This window comes from Abyssicoccus albus, assembly GCF_003815035.1.
GTDB classification, from domain to species: domain Bacteria; phylum Bacillota; class Bacilli; order Staphylococcales; family Abyssicoccaceae; genus Abyssicoccus; species Abyssicoccus albus.
The window spans coordinates 16,722-39,606 of record NZ_RKRK01000004.1 but is presented as its reverse complement, the minus strand read 5'-3'; the positions used below and the strand labels follow the sequence as shown (position 1 = coordinate 39,606).

Here is a 22,885-nt window from a genome sequence, read left to right as displayed (position 1 = left end):
TCTGGCTAAAAATAAACCCACACTGAAAAAAATGTTCAGTGTGGGTTTTAATATATAGTTAAAATATGTGACTATTATTTATAATCTCTCAATAATCTTCTAGATTCGTCAAATTGTTCAACCATTCGTTCTGATGGTTCTGGTGTCATTAATGTTGTAACAATGGCTGCAATCATAGCAAGGATAAATCCTGGTACGATTTCATATAAATCTGTACCGAATCCACCTGCAACAATCCATACAACGACTGTTAATGCACCGACAATCATACCTGCGATGGCGCCTTGACGGTTAAAGCGTTTCCAGTTCAATGCTAAGATCATAATTGGTCCGAATGCTGCACCGAATCCTGCCCATGCGTTTGCGACGATGTCTAATACGCTTGAGTTTGGATCCCATGCAATGATAATTGCAATTACAGCAACTAAAACAACTGATAATCTACTCATTAATACTAAATGATTATCAAGCTTCTCTTGATCAATATGATCATTGCGACCTGTTTTGTTACGGAACATTTGATAGAAGTCTTGAATTAATGAACTTGATGTTACAAGCAATTGAGAAGAAATTGTACTCATAATCGCTGCAAGAATTGCCGCTAAGAAAAATCCACCAATTAATGGGTGAGTTAATACTTGACTCATTAAGATTAAGATTGTCTCAGGGTCTTCTACGTTATGCTTTGTTTGATCGATAAATGCAATACCTAGTAAACCAGTAAAACAAGCACCGACAATTGCGATGGCCATCCATGCAATACCGAAACGTCTTGCAGTTGGAATGTCTTTCACTGAGCGAATTGACATAAAACGAACAATAATGTGTGGTTGTCCGAAATAACCAAGTCCCCATGCTAAGTTAGAAATAATACCAACAAGTGCTGTTCCTTTGAAGATATCCATCTTCGTCTCATCAATTGAACGAATTGTATCGAATGCTTCCATTCCACCAAGCTCTGTAAATGCAACAACTGGTACTACGATCAAAGCAATGAACATGACAGTTCCTTGGAAGAAATCTGTTAAACTTACTGCTAAATATCCACCAAAGAATGTATAAATCACAACGACACCAGCAGTAATTAATAATCCCCAATAGTAATTCAATCCGAATGCACTATCGAATAACTTACCGCCAGATACCATTCCAGACGCCGTATACACTGTAAAGAATAATACAATGACAATACCTGAAATAATTTTTAAAGTACCTTTCGTATCTTCGAATCTGTTCTCTAAAAAGTCAGGGATTGTGATTGAATTATTTGCAACTTCAGAGTATACACGTAATTTTGGTGCGACTACGAAGTAGTTAATATAAGCTCCGACTGTTAATCCGATTGCAATCCAACCAGATGCTAGTCCTGTTGCATACATCGCTCCAGGTAATCCCATTAGCATCCAACCACTCATGTCAGATGCACCAGCAGATAATGCTGTTACATATGGTCCAATGTTACGACCACCAAGCATATATTCATCTAAATTAGCTGTAGATTGTTTATATGCATAAATACCAATACCAATTAAAACAAGGAAATACAATACCATCATTAAGTATTCTTCCCATCCAGCTGTAAACGTAAATTGAGCTGAATTTAATATCATTTTATCGCCTCCTATATTTAAGAGTACATAAATGACTAAGAATAATCAAGTTAGTTGACCTAATTTTATTCAGTATTCTCAATGGTTTCGAGGATATTTACTATTGTACCAATAGTTGAGAACTAATAATCTGAATATTTAAGCTTTAATATCAATAACCATTAAACGCTAATATATCTACGAAAAATGAAAATGTTAGTATTGAATCTAACATTTTGATTCAGTATTTCAACTGAGTTCGATAGCATTTTTAAGCTAATTTTGATAAAATTTAATACGATTGACATTTCCATAGAGGAGGATTGACATGGAGCATATAAATAAGGAGCAAGTGAAACATGTTGCTCATTTATCAAAAATTGAAATTAATGACCAAGATGCAGAAAAATTCAGTGAACAGTTAGAAAAAATTATGAGTTTTGCTGATCAATTAGATGAAGTCGATACTGAAGGTGTCAAACCAACGTATCATGTATTAGATTTAGTGAATGTATTTCGTGATGATGCGGTTGTAGATCCGTTAAGTCAAGAAGATGCTTTATCTAATGCGCATTCAACAATAGATGGACAATTTAAAGTACCACAAGTCATGAATGATAGCGAATAATTTTTTAACTAAGGAGTGATATATGATGCGTTACGATTCTATAGAACAATTACATGAAAAATTAGTCAATCAAGAAGTGACTGTTTCAGAATTAACGTCAGTTTTTCTTGATGCAATTGAGCAAGATGATCAAACGATCAATTCATTTTTGTACGTGAATAAAGACAAAGCGCTTGAAGCAGCTAAAGCGTTAGATGAACTACAATCTGAAGGTAAAGTGACGAATCCATTATTCGGTATTCCGGCCGGAATTAAAGATAATATCGTCACTAAAAATATCGAAACGACATGTGCAAGTAAAATATTGGAAGGCTTTATCCCTGTCTATGACGCAACAGTCATGAACAAATTAAATGAGGTAAATGCTGTTAATCTTGGGAAATTAAATTTAGATGAATTTGCGATGGGTGGTTCAACGGAGACTTCATACTATAAGAAAACTGTAAATCCATTTGACCATAAAGCAGTACCTGGTGGTTCATCTGGTGGTTCAGCAGCGGCGGTTGCAAAATCACTAGTCCCTTATTCACTAGGATCAGATACTGGAGGGTCAGTAAGACAACCTGCAGCATATTGCGGCATCGTAGGAATGAAGCCAACGTATGGACGAGTATCTCGTTTTGGACTCGTTGCATTTGCATCATCTCTTGATCAAATTGGACCAATGACTCGTTCGGTGAAAGATAATGCATATGTATTAAATGCAATTAGTGGATATGATAAGCATGATTCAACAAGCGCCAATGTCGAGGTCCCTGATTTCACACAAAAAATCGGTCAAGATATTAAAAACTTAAAAATAGCGGTACCAAAAGAATATTTAGGCGAAGGGGTCTCTGATGAAGTAAAAGCAAATATTCAAGATGCCCTTGAAACATTTAAATCACTTGGTGCAACAGTAGATGAAGTATCATTACCACACTCTAAATATGGATTGCCGGCGTACTATATTCTCGCATCATCTGAAGCAAGTTCTAACCTTGCGCGCTTTGATGGTATCCATTATGGGTATCAAGCAGAAGGTGTTGAATCATTAGAAGAATTATACAAAAAGACGCGTTCAATAGGATTCGGTGACGAAGTGAAGCGTCGTATTATGCTCGGTACTTATTCATTAAGTGCAGGACATTTTGATGCATATTATACGAAGGCTCAAAAAATTAGAACGTTAATCAAAGAAGATTTCGATAAAGTATTTAATGAATACGATATTATTGTAGGTCCAACCGCTCCAACACCTGCCTTTGATTTAGGTGAACAAGTAGAAGATAATTTAACGATGTATGCAAATGATTTATTGACCATTCCAGTCAATTTAGCAGGTCTTCCAGCGATTAGTATTCCATCGGGATTATCAGAAAATGACAGACCGATTGGATTACAAATCATCGGTAAAGCATTTGATGAATCTACAATATATCAAGTAGCACATGCATTTGAGACGCAATTTAATTTACATGATCACTATAAGAAATTGAATCAATAGGAGGAGTTTACATGAATTTTGAAACAGTAATCGGATTAGAGGTTCACGTTGAATTAAAGACAGATTCGAAAATGTTCTCTCCTTCACCTGCACATTTTGGAGCTGAACCAAATACGAACACAAATCCAATCGACTTAGGGTATCCAGGTGTTTTACCCGTCGTGAATAAAAGAGCGATAGATTTTGGGATGAGAGCAGCGATGGCGTTAAATATGGATATCGCAACGCACTCTAAATTTGATCGTAAAAATTATTTTTACCCAGATAACCCGAAAGCATATCAAATCTCTCAATTCGACCAGCCACTCGGTGAACATGGATCAATTGAAATTGAAGTCGATGGTCAGAAGAAAACAATCGGGATTACAAGGCTACATTTAGAAGAGGATGCCGGGAAATCAACACATAAGTCAGGGTATTCACTTGTCGATATTAACCGTCAAGGAACACCTTTGATCGAAATCGTATCTGAACCAGATATAAGAACACCTGATGAAGCTTATGCTTATCTAGAGAAATTGAAGTCCATCATTCAATATACCGGAGTGTCAGATTGTAAGATGGAGCAAGGTTCCTTAAGATGTGATGCGAATATTTCGATTAGACCGTATGGTCAAGACGAATTTGGTACGAAGACAGAGCTCAAAAACTTGAACTCATTCTCTTTTGTTAAAAAAGGGTTAGAATTTGAAGAGAAGAGACAACGTCAAGTATTACTTGGAGGCGGGGAAATCCTCCAAGAAACGAGACGATTCGATGAATCTACGGGTCAAACGGTATTAATGCGTGTAAAAGAAGGTGCTGATGATTATCGTTACTTCCCAGAGCCAGATCTCGTTCCGTTATATATCGATGACGAATGGAAGAATGCAGTAAGAGAAACAATCCCAATGTTACCTGATGAACGAAAAGATAAATACATTAACGAACTAGGATTACCAGCATACGATGCTAAAGTATTGACGTTAACGAAAGAAATGTCTGATTTCTTTGATGAAATGGTAGCGCTCGGTGCAAATGCGAAGAGTGCATCGAATTACTTAATGGGTAATGTGAATGAATACTTGAATAAAGAGCAAATGGAATTAGCTAATTCTAACATTAAACCAAGCAATTTAGTCGAATTGTTACAGCTTGTTGATGATCAAGCGATTTCAAGTAAGCAAGCGAAGAAAGTATTCCAAGAAACTGCTAAGTCTGGGGATTCTCCTAAAAAGATCGTAAAAGATTTAGGAATGGAGCAAATTTCGGATGTTGGGACATTGACTCAATTTGTAACAGAGGCTTTAGATGAAAATCCTCAATCAATCGAAGATTTCAAAAATGGTAAAGATAAAGCGATAGGGTTCTTAGTGGGTCAAATTATGAAGAAATCAAAAGGACAAGCAAACCCACCGTTGGTAAATAAGATTTTAATGGAAGAAATCAACAAACGTTAGATCGCTCTCATGCTCGTATTCAGAGTAAACGACAAATACTCTGAATACGGGGTGAAAAAAGACAAGAATTCGTCTGATATTCAGAGTAAACGGCAAATACTCTGAATACAGGGGATAAAAAGGCAAGAATTCGTCTGATATTCAGAGTAAACGGCAAATACTCTGAATACGAGAGCACAAAATATTAGAACAATGAACTAGATGGATATCCATCTAGTTTTTTGTTTTGAAAAATACTGTGATTTTAATCGCATGGACTATAGTCGGTATTATAGAAGGCAGCAGAAATTGCCGGTGAAAATTATGATAAAAAGTTAGAAAGATATATCGAACAAGATTTGATGAAAGATCGTGTGATTGAAGAGTTAAAAAAGATGTATAAAGCTGATAAAAAAGATGCCAAAAAAGATGAAGTGAATTTCCATGTATCTAAAGAATATCAAACGTTAATACAAGAAGAACGAAATGAACATAAGATTCAAATTTTCAATGAGAAGTTATAATGAAGAAAAGGTAGACCTCTTAATTAATAGAGGTCTACCTTTGTTTTTGTTTCGTAATCAGAGTAAAAGAGAAATACTCTGATTACCAGATGATAGCGTTAATACTAATCTTTCACAAAGTAATCATAAATATTATTCGCCCAAAATTCTGTTCCTTTTTCTGTCAGTGTTCCGTCACCATTGACGTATTCATCATAATTCGTTAATGATTCCCATTCCGAATATTGATCGATATATTCATAGTCGTTCGATTCGAAGAAATCTTCTTCACTCGCTAATATTTCATTATAAACATTATCCGCTGCCAGACGTTGACCGACAATATACACTGGTACTTCTTGATTGTTATATGCATCGACATATAATCTGCCGATATTTAAACGATGATTGTCTGTCGAAACCCCTTGTAAATAATCATTTAATAGAAATGAATCAATGAGCAACATATCCATATCTTCTTCATAGATTGTAGAACGAACTTCTTCATCATTCAATTGGCTTGAATCTCCTTCAAGCATCACTTCATGAATTTTTATACGCTCATTGAATTGTTGTTCTAATTGTTCACTAACTAATTTCGAACCATCTTCATTTTGTAATTTGTTATTCGTGACGAATGTTATGTTAAATTCTTTATCATCTTTAATTGCTTTTTTATATGCAGTATTAGCTTCCTTAGGCTTCAATTCAAAGTTTTCAAGTTCCTTTTGTTTTTTCACTGCAGGGTCATTTTGTGCTTGTGCTTTAAAGTCATTCACAATTTTTTGATCATCTAATTGCACTTTATCTTGCCAAAGCAAGAATCCGCCTACAATAATTGCACCAATAATAATTGCGTATAATAATAGAGGTAATCTATAAATCATATTTTTTTACTCCTAAATTTATTTAATCAATATTATTTTAACAAAATATAGAATAAATCGCACAATTAATATAGATAAGTTTAACAATTTATTGTGATACTTTATAATATAACATGTATAACTATTTATAGTTCAAAAAAAGAGGAAACTTTCATGAGAATTAACAGTGTACTATATTTGCTTAATATTTTATTACTAATTATTCTAATTTTATTTCATTCGAAGATGGATACTACGATCGTTCAAATATTAAAAATTTCAGTATTTGTTATCGCAATATATTTAGTATTCAGTATGAAAAAAGTGGATAAAAGAAAGAAAGGGGATTAATCATGAAAAAACGTGCAAGGATTATATATAATCCGACTTCAGGAAGAGAATTATTTAAAAAGCAATTGCCTGACTGTTTAATTCAGTTAGAGCAAGCCGGATATATTACGAGTGCTCATGCAACGACTGCAGAAGGAGATGCAACACTCGCAGCTCAGTATGCAGCTAAAGATGGTTTCGATTTAGTGATAGCAGCGGGTGGTGATGGTACTGTCAATGAAGTCATCAACGGTATCGCTGACTTTGAAGTAAAGCCAAAACTCGGTATTATTCCTATGGGGACTGTAAATGATTATGGTAAAGCATTAGGCATTAAGAAAAATATCCAACAAGCCATTGATGTGATTACAAATAACACACCTACTAAATTAGATATCGGTAAGATGAACAATCGATACTTTATGAATATTGCTGGTGGCGGAAAGATTACAGAAGTATCTTATGAAGCACCAAGCAGGTTGAAAACATTACTCGGTCCGGTTGCTTATTATGTTAAAGGGATAGAAATGTTACCGAATTTATCTGCCATTGATATGCGATTGGAATACGATGATGAAGTCTATGAAGGTAAGGTCATGTTATTTTTACTCGGATTAACAAATTCTATCGGTGGCTTTGATAAGATTGCACCTGACTCAGAATTTGATGATGGATATTTTGCATTTATGTTTTTAGAAGAAGTATCACTAGCTGAACTTGCTCATATTATTACATTAACAACTAGAGGAGAACATATCCATCATCCAAAAGTTCATTATAAGAAAGCACGTGAAGTTCGTGTGACGAGTGGTGAAACGGTTCAATTAAATATCGATGGAGAATTTGGTGGAAATGCCCCTGCCCACTTTGTAAATTTAAAGCAACATATAGAAGTATTTACAAATATTGAAGGGCATGTCGATACCAATGTGGAAGAACAAGAAGAATTTTTAGATATGGAGTGATACACTTTTATGACAATCATCCAATGTTTTGCGACATCCGATGTCCATAATGGCATTCCGAATTATGATTATCGTTTTAAGCAAGTGACAAAAGAAGGGTTATCTGTATTAATGGATCAAATAAAGGAACGCGATAAAGAGAAGTCTTTACTATTGGATAATGGAGACTTTCTACAAGGGGATATCATCGGTAATATGAGCTTTGACCATTTTAAAAAAGATGACCAAGACTCACCAAATGAGTTGATTCAATATATGAATAAAGTTGGTTATGACGTTATAGCTTTAGGGAATCATGAGTTCAATTATGGTCTTGATTATTTACAATATACGATGAATCACTTAAATGCGACTGTCGTCAATTCAAATGTGACATATGAACAAACAAATGAACATTTTACGACTCCGTATGTTATTCGTTCTCTTCAAGTAGATGAATCGACAAGACCATTGAAGATTGGTATATATAGTGTTGTCCCAGAACAAATATTGAATTGGGACAAATTTAATTTGGAAGGCATATTAAATGTTGAAAGTATGTATCAATGTAGTCAGAACATGAGCAAGCAATTAAAAGAACAACATCAATGTGATCTCGTCGTGTGTTTAGCACATACGGGTATGCAATTAAACTTAAAGGAAGATATTCATCATGAAAATCAAGCCCATTTAATTGCAAAGGATGAATATTTGGATGGGATTGTTTTTGGTCATACACACGAACAATTTCCCGGGTTATATTATGATGGGTTAGACGAAGTGGACAATGATAAATCTTTAATTCACAACACACTGGCTGTTCAACCATTGTCATCAGGACGTTCTATCGGTGTACTTAACTTCGATGTTTCGTATGATGCTACAACCGATCGATATATGATTAGAGACCAATTTACTGAGCACATTATGAGTGATCATGAAGGAACTGATATTCCTCATGATGTGTTGCGATTACATGAAGTTTTACTACAATACGTTGATGAACCGGTAACACAAATAGAAGAGCCAGTCATGAGTTACACACATCAAATCACACCGAATGAAACAACATTTACGATTGCGAAAGCAACATATCGATATGTGAATGAAATGTTAGACATTCTAGATAAAGATATTCCAGTCATATCATCTCAAGCTCTATTCAAAGGTGGACGTGATGGGATAAAAGATTTCATCCATATGACACCACCAACATTGACGATGTTAGATGCAATTAATCTATATAAGCATGAAAACAATTTAGCAGTTGTAAAAGTGAATAAAAAACAATTGAAAGAATGGATGGAATTCTCAAATGGTCACTTGACCGTAGAAGATGAGCAATATATTGTGAAGCCAGGATTTCCAACTTACAATTGTGATATCTTTTATGGATTGAATTATTCAATCAATCTAGATAAACCGAGGAGATATAATTCAAAAGGGATACAAGAAAGTGATCATGAGCGAGTTCAAAATATTGAATTGTCCACGGTACTTAACGATAAAGAAGACAATTCAACTGAAATATTTGATGATTATGATGAATTCTATGTCATTACGAATGAATATCGTATTAATACATTTGAACCTCTTAAATCGTGCACTAACCTTGTCGAACATCCAGTGCCGATCAATAAAATTGTACTAAATGATGTAAAAAAATACGGGTTATCGAAGTTAAGACAACTGCCAATTCAATATCATTATAATCAATACCCTGGGAAACTTTATATGTATGTACCAACGATATCATTGGACGTGATTGATAAATCATTTAAACTTGATGATCATGGTGAACTTTGGAGTAAAGTATATAAAGAAATATAAACCGATGAAGGCGTGTATAATATGGCAAAACCTGTCCAAAAAAATGAATATGTAAAAGCAAAAGTCATTGATTATAATCACGAAGGCCAAGGGGTTATGAAAATTGATAAATATCCAATTTTCATCCCAAATGCAATGATTGGTGAAGAGGTTGAAGTGAAAGTCATTAAAGCGACAAGTAAATATGGTATTGGTAAACTTGTTCATATTGATACACCAAGTGATGCCCGAGTGGACCCACCGTGTATGTATTATGCACAATGTGGAGGATGTCAATTACAACATATGTCGTATGAAGAACAGATGAAGTTCAAGAAAAATAAAGTCATCAATGCAATGAAACGTATAGGCAAATTAGATGTTCATGTGAATGATGTTGTACGTGCAGAAAATCCTTTCCACTACCGAAATAAAACAAAACTGCCTGTTCAAATGATCGGTGGCGTTACTGAACTAGGTTTTTATCGAAATCGAAGTCATGACGTCATTCCAATTGAAGAATGCTTAATTCAACGGAATGAATTAAACGAATTGATGCGTCATATTCGTAAATTGTTGAATGACTTTCATATCAAAGTGTATGATGAACGAACGAATTCAGGCCATTTAAAGCATGTCATCATTAGAACCAATAAATCCGGAGATGAAGTGATGATTGGATTTGTCACAGCGATTGAACGATGGATGAATGCTCAAGAAGAGCAAGCATTTATTCAACAGATCACAGATCAATTTCCAAATGTCAAATCCATTCAGTTAAATATAAACCCACATGAAACAAATGTCATTTTAGGTAAAGAATCAATCGTATTATATGGTGAACCGTCAATCAAAGATCAGTTGTTTACGGAAACGTATGAATTATATTTGCCATCGTTTTATCAAGTGAACCCTGAACAAACAGAACGATTATATCAAACAGCCATTGACCAAACGAATTTTTCAAAAGATGATGTCGTGATTGATGCGTATTGTGGTATTGGAACGATAGGTCAAAGCATAGCGAATAAAGTGAAAGAAGTCATCGGTATTGAAGTTGTTGAAGAAGCGGTAGAAAATGCGAAAGATAATGCGAAGCTAAATGGTATTGATAACGTAACTTATTATAGTGGCAAAGTTGAAGATATTATTCATCAACTTATTCAAAATGGTGAGAAACCATCTACAGTGATCGTTGATCCACCACGTAAAGGATGCGATCAAAACTTTTTACAATGCTTGATAGATATTGGTGTAGAGCAAATCACTTATATTTCATGTAATCCATCAACACTCGCAAGAGATTTGAAATTACTATCAAGCCATTATGATATAGGAGATGTCACACCTGTTGATATGTTTAGTCAGACTTATCATGTTGAGACGGTAGTAGTGATGTCAAGAGTGGATGAATAAAAGAAGTTGAAGTATTGATATAATAAGGTTTTCCAGTGGTTTTGGAGAATGTCCAAGCTGGGGAATCTTATTTTTTATTTTGCTGAAAAGGAAGAGTAGTTTCAGTAAAGGTAGGGTTGAGTTGATAGGATGACTTTTGGGTGGAGGAGTTGACAGAACGGATGTTTTCATTTTGGATTGATATCCAAATGTAATATTCTATTAATAGAGAATTTTATTCTAGAAAGAGTGAGTAAATTGGCATTTTCTTATAAACCATTATGGAAGTTAATATTAGAGGAAAATATTAATAAAACTTAATTGAGAGATAGAGCAAAAATAACTAATCAAACACTATCACGTCTAAGTAAAAATCAAAATGTAATTATGGAAATATTAGGTCGTATTTGTAAAACATTAGATTGTAGATTAGAAGATATTGTTGAGTATGTAAATGAAAATAAGGTTTATCAATGTCACTAGATACTATTTCATTATTTAGTGGAGCAGGAGGGTTAGATCTAGGTGTAATTAATTCTGGATTTAACATAGTGTTTGCTAATGATATTCTAAAACCAGCAATTGAAAATTATCGTGCTTGATAATGTAGCGGAAGAAATATACCGATTGCGGGAACTGAAGCAAGAAGTTATGATGAAAAATGCAGCAAGGGAAAGAATCAGACAGCGGATTGAAGAAATGACAAAGTTTTCAAAAGAGCAACCTCATCTGTTAAAAGAGTATAATGATTTACTTGTAAGGAGATTGATTGAAAAGATAACGATTCATGAAAGACAATTAACAATTGAATTTAAGTCTGGGATCAAAGTTAAAAGAAAAATTTAAAAGAATCAATTTTCATCTAAGTAAAGCATAGAAATGTTGACAGGGCCATATAGATGTCTTATATTGAGATTAAATGATATGAGAAAGGGTGTTACTTTATCACAATGAACAATTAATCCTATTTATTAAAGAAAATCAACATAAAAAAGTGAATCAATAACTTAAGCTAGGTTATTTGTGGAGCTTTTTATGTATCATTTTCAGAATAGGATTGAATTGTGAAGTGTGGTTTACCCTAATATTGTAATGCTTTTTTAGGTGTATACTTATAAATTTTACTGACCTCCTATTCTGAATAGAATTAGGGGGTTTTTTATATCCCCTCTATATAAGGAGATGGTATTATGCTTTTATTTGAAGGAACATCAATCAAAAAACAATTACAAGACAGATTGCTATTTTATATTGATTTAATGCAAGTGCATGATAATCAACGTATAGGTTTAGTAGGTAGGAATGGAACAGGAAAAACAAGCCTATTAAAAATTATTACAGGTGAAGAATTACCTGATGAAGGTAATATTACTCCTTTTACCTCTGTGAAATTAGTGCCACAATTTAAAGAATCAAGATTGGAGAAAAGTGGTGGCGAAATAACACAGCAATATTTACAGAAGGCTTTCAATGAGAACCCAGGCCTGCTTCTTTTAGATGAACCAACAACACACTTAGATACGGAAAGAATTGCTTGGTTAGAAAAAAAGATAAGAAACTATCAAGGAGCAACTGTCGTAGTATCACATGATCGTGCATTTTTAAATAATGTATGTACTGAAATATGGGAAATTGAAAATAATACGTTTAAAATATTTAAAGGAAATTATGATGAATATGCAAAGCAAAAAGACTTATTGAAAAAACAAGAACAAACTGAATTTGAAAAGTATGAACGTGAGAAACAAAAATTAAAAAGAGCAATACGTCAAAAAGAAGAAAGAGCTCAACGAGCAACAAAAAAACCTAAGAATCTAAGTTCATCAGAAGCGAGAATAAAGGGTACTAAAACCCACTACGCCAACATACAGAAAAAGCTGAGAGGTTCTGCAAAGGCTTTAGAAACAAGACTGGAACAATTGGATAAGGTTGACAAAGTGAAAGAGCTACCTGAAATTAAGATGGATATGTTAAATGAAGAAAAATTCACAAACCAATCTGTGTTACGTGCTGAAAATGTTAAGGGAGAGATTGGCGGAAGTAAGCTCTGGGATCCCTTTACCTTTTATTTATATGGCGGCGATAAAGTTGCTATCATTGGGAAAAATGGCTCAGGTAAAACAGCGTTACTTAAAAAAATAGTGAAGCAAGACGAAGGTTTCACAATTCCAAAAAAAGTTAAGATCGGCTACTTCTCTCAACACTTAACCATCCTAAATGATGAGCAATCAATCATAGAAAATGTACAATCATCCTCTAGTCAGAATGAGACATTAATAAGAACGGTTTTAGCAAGAATGCATTTTTGGGATGAAGATGTCTATAAAAAGGTGGGCATATTAAGTGGTGGTGAAAAAGTAAAGCTAGCGTTAGCTAAACTATTTTTAAGTGATGTGAATATGCTCGTTTTAGATGAGCCGACTAACTTTTTAGACATTATATCTTTAGAAGCGCTAGAAACATTAATGAAAAGTTATCATGGAACGATTCTATTTGTTACGCACGACCGAATGTTAGTAAAAAATATAGCTACAAAAATAATTGATATAAAAGATGGTAAGATAACAGTATTCGATGGATCGTACGAAGCATATGAAGAGTGGCTGGAGAATAAAACAAAGTCTAAAAATGATGACCAAATTTTACTAATTGAAACTAAAATATCTGACGTTCTGGGTAGATTAAGCTTGGAACCTTCGCAAGAGTTAGAAGATGAATTTCAAAGATTATTGAAAGAAAAGAAAGAACTGACAAAAAAACTATAAAAACTTCTATTGCCCGTATGAATCGACATCGTCATAAAAGGAGTAATGCTAAATAATAGAAAAAGTATGCATATTGGAATCGAAAACATTTAAAAAAAGATAGTGAATCAAAGTAGAGAATTAACCATGAAATTTAAAGTGGAAATATAACAAGGATATCTAACAAGCCCGTGTCGGAAAAGGCAGGGGCTTTTGCTTCTGTTAAATTGACCGAAAATTTTAATAGTTATAGAATATAATTAAATCAAACTAGATGGAGTGGTATTTTTGTTATCAATTTCTAGGAAAGACTTATATGGTGAAATATGGTCTGTTGGAATGACGAAAGCAGCTAAGAAGATTGATATACCTTATGATAAGTTGAAAAAGGCATGTGTTGATCATGATATTCCACTACCAACTCAGTCTTATTGGAGTAAATTATATATGGGAAATGAAAAACCGTCTCAACCTGAATTGCCTAAGGCAGAAGATAATGTAGTGATTACAATTAAAAAAGCGAAAAAGCAACAAGTTAAATTAGCTCCAAAAAAGATTGTTAAGTCTACAAAACAAAAAGAAAAACAAGAATCATCACCATTAAAAACAAGTCACGGCAAATTATCAGAACAGGAAAAAAGTTATTTTTCTTATTTTAAACAAGATGAAAATAGGTTAATAGGTATTTATAATAATTTAAAAATTAATAAAACACTATCTTCAAAACCACATAAGGTGATAGTTGGATATCGTAAAAAAACTCAATTCTATCGAGAGGATCAACTGAGAATTAAATCGGCATCTGGAGAAATATTCCCGGAAGTTTTACCATTTATAGATAGTTTGTTCAAAGCCCTTGAGAAAGCGGGCGCTAAGATTGTTACCAAATATGAGGAAACGGAAATTATATTGAAAGATAAATATACTATTACTTTGAACTTTAAATTGCCATGTAGAAAAATTAACTTATCACCAAAAGATGAAAGATATTCCACATATCATACGTTTGAATATGAAACTAAAGGAACAATAAATGTGGAAATTGGTTATAAGCTGTATTGGCGTAACTGGGGAAGAAGTGAAAAAAATATAAATCAAACCAAAAGAATGTCTACTGAGGATCTTTTAAGAAAAGTATTTGTCTATATTTTTTCGTTACCAGAAATAATTGATGAGCGAGAAAAGGAGTATATAATACAAGAAAAACAACGTTTGAAAGAGGAGGAAAAAAGATTAATCTTACAGGAAAATCGGGACAATGAATACACAAAAACAAAGCAACTCATAAACAATTCCTTGAATTACTTCTATTCTAAATTAGTTCAGGAGTATGTTACTACTGAAATGGAAAAAGATTCAGAGGAGTATAGATGGGCGATGGAAAAGGCCAATTGGATTCGGGATTCAGAAAAACATCCTGATGATTTATTAAATAATGCTGATAAGACATTAATGTTAAGATATGAAAACAAATAATTAATATAGAAGGTGAAAAGATAATGCCAAGACCAGGGATTACAGCATATGATGTACTGATATCTTGTCCAGGGGATGTTTCGGATTATTTGGAAGTGATAAATCAAAGTATTGATAATTTTAATAGAATGTTTGGAGAGCTGAATAATATCACTCTTGTAATAAAACATTGGTCAAAGGATAGTTACCCGCAGTCGGGCGATAAACCACAGGAATTATTAAACAAACAATTTGTTAATGACTGTGATGCAGCAATAGCAATTTTTTGGACTCGTTTTGGAACACCTACAGATAAATATGGGTCTGGAACAGAGGAAGAAATAGAGATAATGTTAAATTCCGATAAGCAAGTATTTATGTATTTTTTAGATTTACCAATTAATCCTTCAGAAATTGATATGGAACAATATCAAAAGGTATTAGATTTTAGGAATAAATATAAAGAGAAAGGTCTTTACGCTGTTATAAAAGACAAGCATGAATTACAAAGAGAATTATCAAATCATTTAGCTATGCATTTTATTCCAATTATTTCGGGTGAAAGTGTAGCAGTTAATAATAAGGAAAAACCAGAATTAAATATAAGAAATACTGAGGACTATTCAGAAGCGTTTTATACTGTACATAAAACAAGTTTGTTAGAAAGTAAATTTATGGTTGAACAGAAAGAGGAAATATTTAATGACATTCTAGAACTGAAAAAGACTAGTTTACCATTAAATGATAAAGTGAAAGATAATGACATTGATACTGAAGATAGCTTAAAAAAGGTTGAAAGTTCTGGAATAGATTCGAAGAATACTGAACTTCTTCAAAGTATAACAAAAGGAAGTTTTTATACAGATGTTACAATAAGTGAGGATATTAAAAAGGTAATTAAAGATTTCATAAAAGCTAACCAACTTATTATTGAAGATGACTTTTGGAATTTGGGTAATTTAAAGAAATCACCATTGCAGTTAAAATTAGCTGCTCCTACATATGAAGGTTCGGAAGCAGAAAAGGAAAGATTCAAACAGATTAAAAAATTATACTGGGATATCCGAACTTATAATGAATATGTAATTTATTTTGGAGAAATTGATAAGATTAATTTTTTGAAATTAGCAATATCTAATAACGGAACAACATTTGATGAGGATATTGACATAAAATTTATAATCCCCAAAAAACATTTAATTAATTATTCAGATCTACCCATGCCAGGTATAAATATTATAAAAGAATTAATTGATATTAAATTTATTGATTATATTTTTTCTATTGAAGAAACTGAAACAATGGATGAGTATTCTGGGCATCATAACTATCCATTAAACATCTCAAGTCATTTAAAAAATCCATTATTACTTAATCAAAGAAGTATTGAACAAGAATATGAATATTATAAAGATGAGTTTTTATCTGAGTTTGAATACCTATTTTGTTACAGAACATTCGAAAATAAAAATAATGATGTGGTTTTATTTCATATTGATTATTTAAAACATAATACTACAATGGCATTTCCTTCTGTTCTTATGTTTAAGGAAATTCCACCATATATAAAATATGAAATCTCCTCCAAGTTTAGTACAGAAATAATTGAAGGTGAATTAACTCTGAACCAGAACTAAATAAGTGTCTTGACTCGTTTCCGTAGACGTACAAAATAGTCGACATGTTCCCGCATACGACCGTTTTGTTATAAATCGGAAATACATCAATGCTATCAACTCATCCCATGTTGAGTGTGTAACAGTTTTACAAAGAAAGTCATAAATAAATTAGAACTGATTTGATCAGTTTTTTTAGTCTTGAACTGGAAATGACCTAGTATTCAGAGTAAACCGGGAATACTCTGAATACGGGACGGAAATTGATTGGAAATGACCTGGTATTCAGAGTAAACCGGGAATACTCTGAATACGGGACGGAAATTGATTGGAAATGACCTGGTAATCAGAGTATATCGTAAATACTCTGAATACGGGACGGAAATTGATTGGAAATGACCTGGTATTCAGAGTAAACCGAGAATACTCTGAATACGGGACCGAAATTAATTGGAAATAAGCTGGTATTCAGAGTAAATCAGAAATACTCTGAATACGGGACGGAATTCACTTAAAAAATATCGGGAGGTGATTGTATGAGTGAGCGTCGGATTATCCATGTTGATATGGATGCGTTCTATGCACAGATTGAACAGCGTGATAATCCAAGGTTAAAGGGACAACCGGTGATTATTTCAGGTAGCCCGAATACGAGAAGTGTTGTATCAACGTGTAGCTATGAAGCTCGAAAGTTCGGCGTTCATTCTGCAATGCCTGCAAGTACAGCCTATAAACTTTGTCCACATGGTGTCTATATTAAACCTAGAATGTCTTATTATAAAGAAGTGTCTGACCAGTTTATGAATATATTAAAGAGTTATTCAACATTATTGCAAAACATTTCATTAGATGAAGCGTTTTTAGATATAACACATTTAGTTCATCGTGGTCGACCGGCTCATAAAATTGCATTACAAATTCAACAAGAAGTGCTGGATACATTGAATTTAACATGTACGATGGGGGTTTCATATAATAAGTTTTTAGCAAAAATCGCATCGGATATGAATAAGCCGTATGGGCTTACAGTGATCAATTATCAAAATGTAGATGAAATTTTACGAACACTTGATATTGGTAAGTTCCCTGGTATCGGTAAAGTGAGCCAAGAGCGTTTAAGAGTGAAAGGGATCAATACAGGTGCTGATCTTAGAGCGCTTTCAATGAGTGAGATGGATACGTTATTTGGTAAGAGAGGTAAAGTATATTATGACCGAGTAAGAGGGATAGACTATGGTGAAGTCGTTGTGTCACGTGAGCGCAAATCGATTGGAAAAGAGACAACTTTTGATCGTGATATCGAAGACGATGATGAAGTGATTCAAACGATCAAAAAATTAAGCGAACGCGTTGCAGCACGTCTTAATGATATGGGACTAATCGCACATACAGTCACAGTTAAGTTGAAGTATTCAAATTATGACACACATACGAAGCAATGGACGGAAGAGCGTCCGATCATGAAGCACGAGGATATATTGGAATATGCAACGCACCTTTATTATGAATTAAAAGACACCAATGAATCGATTCGGCTCATTGGTGTGTCTGTGTCACATTTGGCGAAAAAAGGTTATGTTAATATGACGATATATGACTTTGTTTAGTAGCTTGTTTATTTCGCTTCGTATAATATGAATGCAGCATCCGATATATAATTTCCATTTCGTGCAAAATATCGATTTTAAAAATCTCATTTGGACGGCTATGATCAAATTTCAAATGATGTAATGTTTCAAGTGATTGTTGACAATTATAATGGGTGTCTGTGTGTAAGCTATTCGTACTTTTCATAATTGCTTTTAGAGCGTCTTTTTCTTTTTGATCCCATTTAATATCTATTTCGTTAGGTAAAAATATTAAATTACCTATATGAGTAATGAGTAATTTTTTATATTGCAGTTCATTTTGAAGGTGATTTAGCTTTCTTAAATCTTCACGCTTTGTAATGTGATATTTTATTTCATTTTGTTGGTAATGCATATATTTCTCAATGTTATTTAAGTGTTTGTATAATTGATTGTACATCTGTTCAGAGTCTTTCGAGATGTATTTATAATTGATTAATTCATCCGTTCGTTTCGTAAGTAGAGTACGCATAGCATGTTCGAACTTTCGGATGGAATCATTAATATTGCCATAATATACTGGTGGTAAGACGATGAAGTTAATGCTTGAAGCAACCACGATACCGAGTGTTGTCGTAAATAAACGAGTCACAAACGTATGTACAAATTCATCATGTATATCTGGAATCATCGCAACACTTGTAATTGCCGCAACGAGTATCCCTTCATTAAGCTTTAATTTATGACAAATCAAAATTGTTAATGTTGCACTTAAAGAATAAGTGAGTGCAGATTCTTTGAAAAAATAAGCACTTGAGACGGCAATGAGTGAACCAATGACCGAAGCAGGAAACCGAACTTTCGCTTTATTGATGGAGTCATACGATGTTGGATCAATCGATACAATGGCAGTGATCACTGCAAAAATAGCAGGTAAATCTAGCCAGACGCAAATGAATGCGGTGATAAGGGTCGCAATACCTGTTTTAATAATTCTTGGACCTATAAACTTATATAATGTTTGCGTGAAATCAGTCAAATTAAATCACCTTCTTCATATTGTGTGATTGATAATATGGCATAAAAGTGTAACAATAATATACGAATATAACAATTACATTATATCAAAGATAAAGGTAGGTAAAAGTATGATTATAGAAAATGAGCAACAACTTGAAAAATTAAAAGAAATCGGTAAAATTTGTGGGACAATTCGTGATACATTAAAGCAAAATGCAAAAGTGGGTATGACGACTAAAGAACTTGATGATATCGCGAAACGATTATTTGAACAATTTGGTGCGACGAGCGCTCCGATTGCAGAATATGATTTTCCAGGGTACACATGTATATCTGTCAATGAAGAAGTTGCTCATGGTATACCAGGGACACGTGTCATAAATAATGGTGATTTGGTCAATGTTGATGTGTCTGCGAGTAAAGATGGATTTTATGCAGATACAGGAATATCATTTATCGTAGGTGAAACAGATATCGCAATGAAGCAGAAAGTGATTGACGTTGCAGAAATGGCGTTTAATGAAGCGATGAAGAAAGTGAAACCAGGTGCCAAATTATCACAAATTGGCCGCGCGGTGAACGCAACGGCGATGAAGAATGATTTAAAGGTCATTAAAAATTTGACAGGACACGGTGTTGGTCAAAGTTTGCACGAAACACCGAAACATATATTGAATTACTATGATCCCAATGAAAAGATGTTATTAAAAGAAGGTATGGTCCTTGCAGTAGAGCCGTTTATTTCATCGAATGCCACGCTCGTAACCGATGGTAAAGATGAGTGGGCATTTGAGACGAAAGACAAAAGTTATGTCGCACAAATTGAACATACGGTTGTTGTCACGAAGGATGGTCCATTACTAGTGACAGAAGTATAATAGATAAAGAAAGAACACGTAAAAATAATTTACGTGTTCTTTCTTTGCTTAATTATTGTTTATAGCCATCATCAATCAATGTCACTTCACCTGTTTTGGAATCAATAATGACACCGTGTACAGGAATCTCTTTATTGAATAATGGGTGGTTTCTTACTTTTTCGACATTTTTTCTTACATTGTCTTCTGTAACACTGAATCCAGTGAACATATTGTCGAAGTCATAATCTAATGATTGAATGAGTTCATCCGTAATCCCTTTCTCCTTCATAGCATCAAACATTACTTCAGGCTTTAGTTTTCCGAAACCGCAGTCAGTATGTCCCATAATGACAACTTCTTCACAGCCTAATGCGTATGTCCCTACTAAAATACTGCCCATTATACTATCATCATCAGATTGAATTTGAGCTCCAGCATTTTTTAAAAACTTCACATCGCCATTTTTCAATCCAAGTGAGCGATGAGCAAGTTCCACAAGTCTAGCATCCATACAACTTAAAATCAGTAATCCTTCATTTGGATGACCATCTGTAATCATTGGCTCGTATTGTTCATCTTGAACGAATTGTTTATTGAATTCTAATAGCTTGTACAACTTCTTTTGCATTCGAAATCCTCTTCTCTTAATTAATTTAAAAATCCTTCTTGTTGACGCTTTCGATGATGCTTAATGGCATTGATTTGAGCGCCTAGAATAATGATAACACCTGTTAAATATAACCATAACATAAGGATAATCACACCGGCAATTGAGCCGTAAGTTTTTGAATAGCTGCCGAAGTTAGAAACATAGAATCCGAATAAATATGTCGCACCTAGCCATATAATCGTTGCAAACAATGCCCCTGGCCAAATGCTTTTCCAAGTTACTTTTAAGTTTGGTGCAATGAAGTAAAGCATTGAGAATACAATGAATATGACAATAACTGGTAATACACCACGAACTAAATTCCAAACCCATGTGAACTGATCATTTAATCCGACAACACCGAATAATAAATCACCAATTTGTTTTCCGAATACGATTAATACAAGTGATAGTAATAATACTGAAATCATGATCACAGTAAATAATACACTTAAAAGTTTAGCAACAATCGCATTACGATTATCTTCTACACCATATGCAACGTTAAATGCATTCATCATCGCAGTCATTCCATTAGACGCTGTCCAAAGTGTCATCAATAAACCGAATGATAGAATGCCCCCACCAGAGTTTTTCATCACGTCTTCAATAATACCTGTAATTAATTCACTTGTTTGACCAGGTGCATTTTGTTCAATCATATTAGTGATTGTTGATTGATCAATATTCATTAATGGAATTAATGTTAATAAGAAAATAAGTAAAGGGAATAAACTCAACATGAAATAATAAGCAAGTTGAGCCGCGAGACCTGATGTATCATCTTTTCCGAAACGATACATTAACGTAGAGAAAAACCCTCCATTTTCTTTCTTTTTAGCTGGTTTATTCATCTTGGAGACATAGAAATTCTCATTGTCCTTTTTTGCTCGTTTAGACTTGAAAGGAACATCTCCAACGTAGTATTCATTTTGTTCAGGTGCATCTGGGACACTCTGATAAACTTGATTGCCTTTAGGCATTTTATTCATAATATCACCCTCTATTAAATTTAATAAATTATTTTAATCTATCTATGTATTACCTTTATAGACGCATAATAAACGTTGTTGTTCATTATATATCTTGATCCTAGTTTTTCTAAGAAGTGATGAGAACAGAATTTATTGGTTAAAAAATAAACTAGATGAACGATTTACACTCATCTAGTTTATATAATCATTTAACTCATTGTTTATAAATTAATAATCATTTATTTTAAGCGCTTTTGGTTACGCTTTTCCATTAACGTATCTTTAGCATTCATTACTTGACGTTCTAATTCAGGGTTTTCACGACGTATATCTTCAATTGTTTCTTTCCAGAACAATACTTCGTCTTGAATTTTACCAATAAAACCTTGGTTAGGATCGTTTCTTACTTGAAGGTCACTTTGTACTTTTTGTACATCATTTGGTAAGTTTTTCATTGACTGACGAGTATTTTTATCAATTAAGCTTAACGCACCACCAGCTAAAGCTCCGATGATAATAGCAGGGACGAATTTGTTATTTAACTTTAAGTTCATAATTAATTGCTCCTTTAATTGTGATTTAATTTTATTATAACCAATTAAATATTAATATAAACATTTTTGATTAATATTGATTAATAAACTAATATTTGATTTAATTCTAATCTATCTTATACTTTTATCAATTATCATTGTATATATGAATTTATCAATTCATTTCATTGTATGATATGATAAAATTAATTACGAATTATCAGAAATATTGGAAGGAGTAAACAAATGACGATTGAAGAAATTGTAGAACAAATTAAAGAAAACTTAAACCTTGTGAATGCAGGTGTTATAAACCCGGAAGATTTCGACGAAAATAAAAAGGATGATCTTGAAGACGTGATGAACTTTACGAATTCGAGAAATAATTTATCACCCAATGAAAGAGAAGCAGTATTACAACAGTTGAGAGAACTTAAGAAATAATATTTGAAATTAAAGCTATAGTTTATCGGTTATAAGATCGATTAGTTATAACAT

At 33.3% G+C, this 22,885-nt stretch carries 23 protein-coding genes; 17 read left to right on the top strand and 6 right to left on the bottom strand.

What is annotated here, in order from left to right; genetic code table 11:
- Positions 1–74 precede the first annotated feature (74 nt).
- On the bottom strand, positions 75–1,610 hold the full coding sequence (putP, locus tag EDD62_RS07335) for a sodium/proline symporter PutP (protein ID WP_123808191.1): 1,536 nt from the start codon (positions 1,608–1,610) through the stop codon (positions 75–77).
- 307 nt (positions 1,611–1,917) lie between these two features.
- Between putP and gatC the strand changes: the two genes are divergently transcribed.
- The 4 genes from gatC to EDD62_RS09230 all read left to right on the top strand — a co-directional run bounded on the left by gatC (position 1,918) and on the right by EDD62_RS09230 (position 5,645).
- Positions 1,918–2,217, top strand: coding sequence for an Asp-tRNA(Asn)/Glu-tRNA(Gln) amidotransferase subunit GatC (gene gatC / locus EDD62_RS07330; protein WP_123808189.1), 300 nt, complete (start codon positions 1,918–1,920; stop codon positions 2,215–2,217).
- A gap of 22 nt (positions 2,218–2,239) precedes the next feature.
- Entirely contained in the window at positions 2,240–3,703 is a 1,464-nt protein-coding gene (gene gatA / locus EDD62_RS07325) for an Asp-tRNA(Asn)/Glu-tRNA(Gln) amidotransferase subunit GatA (protein ID WP_123808187.1), read from the top strand.
- An 11-nt stretch (positions 3,704–3,714) separates the two neighbouring features.
- The gene (gene gatB / locus EDD62_RS07320) at positions 3,715–5,142 is read left to right on the top strand and encodes an Asp-tRNA(Asn)/Glu-tRNA(Gln) amidotransferase subunit GatB (RefSeq protein WP_123808185.1); all 1,428 of its coding nucleotides are present in this window, start codon (positions 3,715–3,717) and stop codon (positions 5,140–5,142) included.
- A gap of 341 nt (positions 5,143–5,483) precedes the next feature.
- Positions 5,484–5,645, top strand: coding sequence for a hypothetical protein (locus EDD62_RS09230; protein ID WP_170152804.1), 162 nt, complete (start codon positions 5,484–5,486; stop codon positions 5,643–5,645).
- 104 nt (positions 5,646–5,749) lie between these two features.
- Here EDD62_RS09230 and EDD62_RS07315 read toward each other — a convergent pair whose 3' ends face one another.
- Positions 5,750–6,511, bottom strand: a complete 762-nt coding sequence (locus tag EDD62_RS07315) for a hypothetical protein (RefSeq protein WP_123808182.1) — start codon at positions 6,509–6,511, stop codon at positions 5,750–5,752.
- A gap of 153 nt (positions 6,512–6,664) precedes the next feature.
- On the opposite strand from EDD62_RS07315, the gene EDD62_RS09225 reads away from it, so the two are divergent.
- The 11 genes from EDD62_RS09225 to dinB all read left to right on the top strand — a co-directional run bounded on the left by EDD62_RS09225 (position 6,665) and on the right by dinB (position 18,390).
- On the top strand, positions 6,665–6,841 hold the full coding sequence (locus EDD62_RS09225) for a hypothetical protein (protein WP_161485359.1): 177 nt from the start codon (positions 6,665–6,667) through the stop codon (positions 6,839–6,841).
- 2 nt (positions 6,842–6,843) lie between these two features.
- Positions 6,844–7,785 carry a diacylglycerol kinase gene (locus EDD62_RS07310; protein WP_123808180.1) on the top strand — a complete coding sequence of 314 codons (942 nt, stop codon included), beginning with the start codon at positions 6,844–6,846 and terminating at the stop codon, positions 7,783–7,785.
- A gap of 9 nt (positions 7,786–7,794) precedes the next feature.
- On the top strand, positions 7,795–9,594 hold the full coding sequence (locus EDD62_RS07305) for a metallophosphoesterase (protein ID WP_123808178.1): 1,800 nt from the start codon (positions 7,795–7,797) through the stop codon (positions 9,592–9,594).
- A gap of 21 nt (positions 9,595–9,615) precedes the next feature.
- The gene (gene rlmD / locus EDD62_RS07300) at positions 9,616–10,989 is read left to right on the top strand and encodes a 23S rRNA (uracil(1939)-C(5))-methyltransferase RlmD (protein ID WP_123808176.1); all 1,374 of its coding nucleotides are present in this window, start codon (positions 9,616–9,618) and stop codon (positions 10,987–10,989) included.
- A gap of 300 nt (positions 10,990–11,289) precedes the next feature.
- Positions 11,290–11,451: a helix-turn-helix domain-containing protein gene (locus EDD62_RS07295; RefSeq protein WP_249037357.1), complete on the top strand. Its 162-nt coding sequence runs from the start codon at positions 11,290–11,292 to the stop codon at positions 11,449–11,451.
- On the top strand, positions 11,442–11,570 hold the full coding sequence (locus EDD62_RS09395; protein WP_123808174.1) for a DNA cytosine methyltransferase: 129 nt from the start codon (positions 11,442–11,444) through the stop codon (positions 11,568–11,570). The genes EDD62_RS07295 and EDD62_RS09395 overlap by 10 nt, the downstream gene beginning before the upstream one ends.
- Positions 11,571–11,619: 49 nt before the next feature.
- Complete coding sequence (locus EDD62_RS07285; RefSeq protein ID WP_148086843.1) at positions 11,620–11,814, top strand: hypothetical protein; 195 nt, start codon at positions 11,620–11,622, stop codon at positions 11,812–11,814.
- A 344-nt stretch (positions 11,815–12,158) separates the two neighbouring features.
- A complete protein-coding gene (locus tag EDD62_RS07280) occupies positions 12,159–13,733 on the top strand; it encodes a Vga family ABC-F type ribosomal protection protein (protein WP_123808170.1) in 1,575 nt (524 codons plus the stop codon).
- Between the two features lie 267 nt (positions 13,734–14,000).
- Complete coding sequence (locus tag EDD62_RS07275) at positions 14,001–15,188, top strand: hypothetical protein (RefSeq protein ID WP_249037356.1); 1,188 nt, start codon at positions 14,001–14,003, stop codon at positions 15,186–15,188.
- A gap of 23 nt (positions 15,189–15,211) precedes the next feature.
- Positions 15,212–16,804, top strand: coding sequence for a hypothetical protein (locus tag EDD62_RS07270; protein WP_123808168.1), 1,593 nt, complete (start codon positions 15,212–15,214; stop codon positions 16,802–16,804).
- Between the two features lie 515 nt (positions 16,805–17,319).
- Positions 17,320–18,390, top strand: a complete 1,071-nt coding sequence (gene dinB / locus EDD62_RS07265; RefSeq protein ID WP_123808166.1) for a DNA polymerase IV — start codon at positions 17,320–17,322, stop codon at positions 18,388–18,390.
- Here dinB and EDD62_RS07260 read toward each other — a convergent pair.
- Positions 18,362–19,390: an FUSC family protein gene (locus EDD62_RS07260; protein WP_123808164.1), complete on the bottom strand. Its 1,029-nt coding sequence runs from the start codon at positions 19,388–19,390 to the stop codon at positions 18,362–18,364. The two genes, dinB and EDD62_RS07260, sit on opposite strands and share 29 nt — an antisense overlap.
- Before the next feature lie 109 nt (positions 19,391–19,499).
- Between EDD62_RS07260 and map the strand changes: the two genes are divergently transcribed.
- Entirely contained in the window at positions 19,500–20,249 is a 750-nt protein-coding gene (gene map / locus EDD62_RS07255; RefSeq protein WP_077139900.1) for a type I methionyl aminopeptidase, read from the top strand.
- Between the two features lie 52 nt (positions 20,250–20,301).
- Here map and EDD62_RS07250 read toward each other — a convergent pair whose 3' ends face one another.
- From EDD62_RS07250 to EDD62_RS07240, 3 genes are all read right to left on the bottom strand, one after another.
- A complete protein-coding gene (locus EDD62_RS07250) occupies positions 20,302–20,859 on the bottom strand; it encodes a beta-class carbonic anhydrase (protein WP_123808162.1) in 558 nt (185 codons plus the stop codon).
- Between the two features lie 20 nt (positions 20,860–20,879).
- Entirely contained in the window at positions 20,880–21,872 is a 993-nt protein-coding gene (locus EDD62_RS07245) for a YihY/virulence factor BrkB family protein (RefSeq protein ID WP_083705820.1), read from the bottom strand.
- Positions 21,873–22,093: 221 nt separating this feature from the next.
- Positions 22,094–22,408, bottom strand: coding sequence for a hypothetical protein (locus EDD62_RS07240; RefSeq protein ID WP_077139902.1), 315 nt, complete (start codon positions 22,406–22,408; stop codon positions 22,094–22,096).
- Positions 22,409–22,633: 225 nt separating this feature from the next.
- On the opposite strand from EDD62_RS07240, the gene EDD62_RS07235 reads away from it, so the two are divergent.
- A complete protein-coding gene (locus EDD62_RS07235) occupies positions 22,634–22,831 on the top strand; it encodes a DUF1128 family protein (protein ID WP_077139903.1) in 198 nt (65 codons plus the stop codon).
- The last annotated feature ends 54 nt before the right edge of the window (positions 22,832–22,885 follow it).

Excerpts from the sequence above, each read along its gene's own strand:
- EDD62_RS09230 (WP_170152804.1), top strand. The coding sequence starts at position 5,484 with ATGAAAGATCGTGTGATTGAAGAGTTAAAAAAGATGTATAAAGCTGAT.
- dinB (WP_123808166.1), top strand. The coding sequence starts at position 17,320 with ATGAGTGAGCGTCGGATTATCCATGTTGATATGGATGCGTTCTATGCA.
- EDD62_RS07245 (WP_083705820.1), bottom strand. The coding sequence starts at position 21,872 with ATGAATAAAATGCCTAAAGGCAATCAAGTTTATCAGAGTGTCCCAGAT.
- EDD62_RS07240 (WP_077139902.1), bottom strand. The coding sequence starts at position 22,408 with ATGAACTTAAAGTTAAATAACAAATTCGTCCCTGCTATTATCATCGGA.
- map (WP_077139900.1), top strand. The coding sequence starts at position 19,500 with ATGATTATAGAAAATGAGCAACAACTTGAAAAATTAAAAGAAATCGGT.
- EDD62_RS07250 (WP_123808162.1), bottom strand. The coding sequence starts at position 20,859 with ATGCAAAAGAAGTTGTACAAGCTATTAGAATTCAATAAACAATTCGTT.
- EDD62_RS07235 (WP_077139903.1), top strand. The coding sequence starts at position 22,634 with ATGACGATTGAAGAAATTGTAGAACAAATTAAAGAAAACTTAAACCTT.
- EDD62_RS09225 (WP_161485359.1), top strand. The coding sequence starts at position 6,665 with ATGAGAATTAACAGTGTACTATATTTGCTTAATATTTTATTACTAATT.
- EDD62_RS09395 (WP_123808174.1), top strand. The coding sequence starts at position 11,442 with ATGTCACTAGATACTATTTCATTATTTAGTGGAGCAGGAGGGTTAGAT.
- EDD62_RS07280 (WP_123808170.1), top strand. The coding sequence starts at position 12,159 with ATGCTTTTATTTGAAGGAACATCAATCAAAAAACAATTACAAGACAGA.
- putP (WP_123808191.1), bottom strand. The coding sequence starts at position 1,610 with ATGATATTAAATTCAGCTCAATTTACGTTTACAGCTGGATGGGAAGAA.
- rlmD (WP_123808176.1), top strand. The coding sequence starts at position 9,616 with ATGGCAAAACCTGTCCAAAAAAATGAATATGTAAAAGCAAAAGTCATT.
- EDD62_RS07305 (WP_123808178.1), top strand. The coding sequence starts at position 7,795 with ATGACAATCATCCAATGTTTTGCGACATCCGATGTCCATAATGGCATT.
- EDD62_RS07310 (WP_123808180.1), top strand. The coding sequence starts at position 6,844 with ATGAAAAAACGTGCAAGGATTATATATAATCCGACTTCAGGAAGAGAA.
- gatB (WP_123808185.1), top strand. The coding sequence starts at position 3,715 with ATGAATTTTGAAACAGTAATCGGATTAGAGGTTCACGTTGAATTAAAG.
- gatA (WP_123808187.1), top strand. The coding sequence starts at position 2,240 with ATGATGCGTTACGATTCTATAGAACAATTACATGAAAAATTAGTCAAT.
- EDD62_RS07285 (WP_148086843.1), top strand. The coding sequence starts at position 11,620 with ATGATGAAAAATGCAGCAAGGGAAAGAATCAGACAGCGGATTGAAGAA.
- EDD62_RS07270 (WP_123808168.1), top strand. The coding sequence starts at position 15,212 with ATGCCAAGACCAGGGATTACAGCATATGATGTACTGATATCTTGTCCA.
- gatC (WP_123808189.1), top strand. The coding sequence starts at position 1,918 with ATGGAGCATATAAATAAGGAGCAAGTGAAACATGTTGCTCATTTATCA.
- EDD62_RS07315 (WP_123808182.1), bottom strand. The coding sequence starts at position 6,511 with ATGATTTATAGATTACCTCTATTATTATACGCAATTATTATTGGTGCA.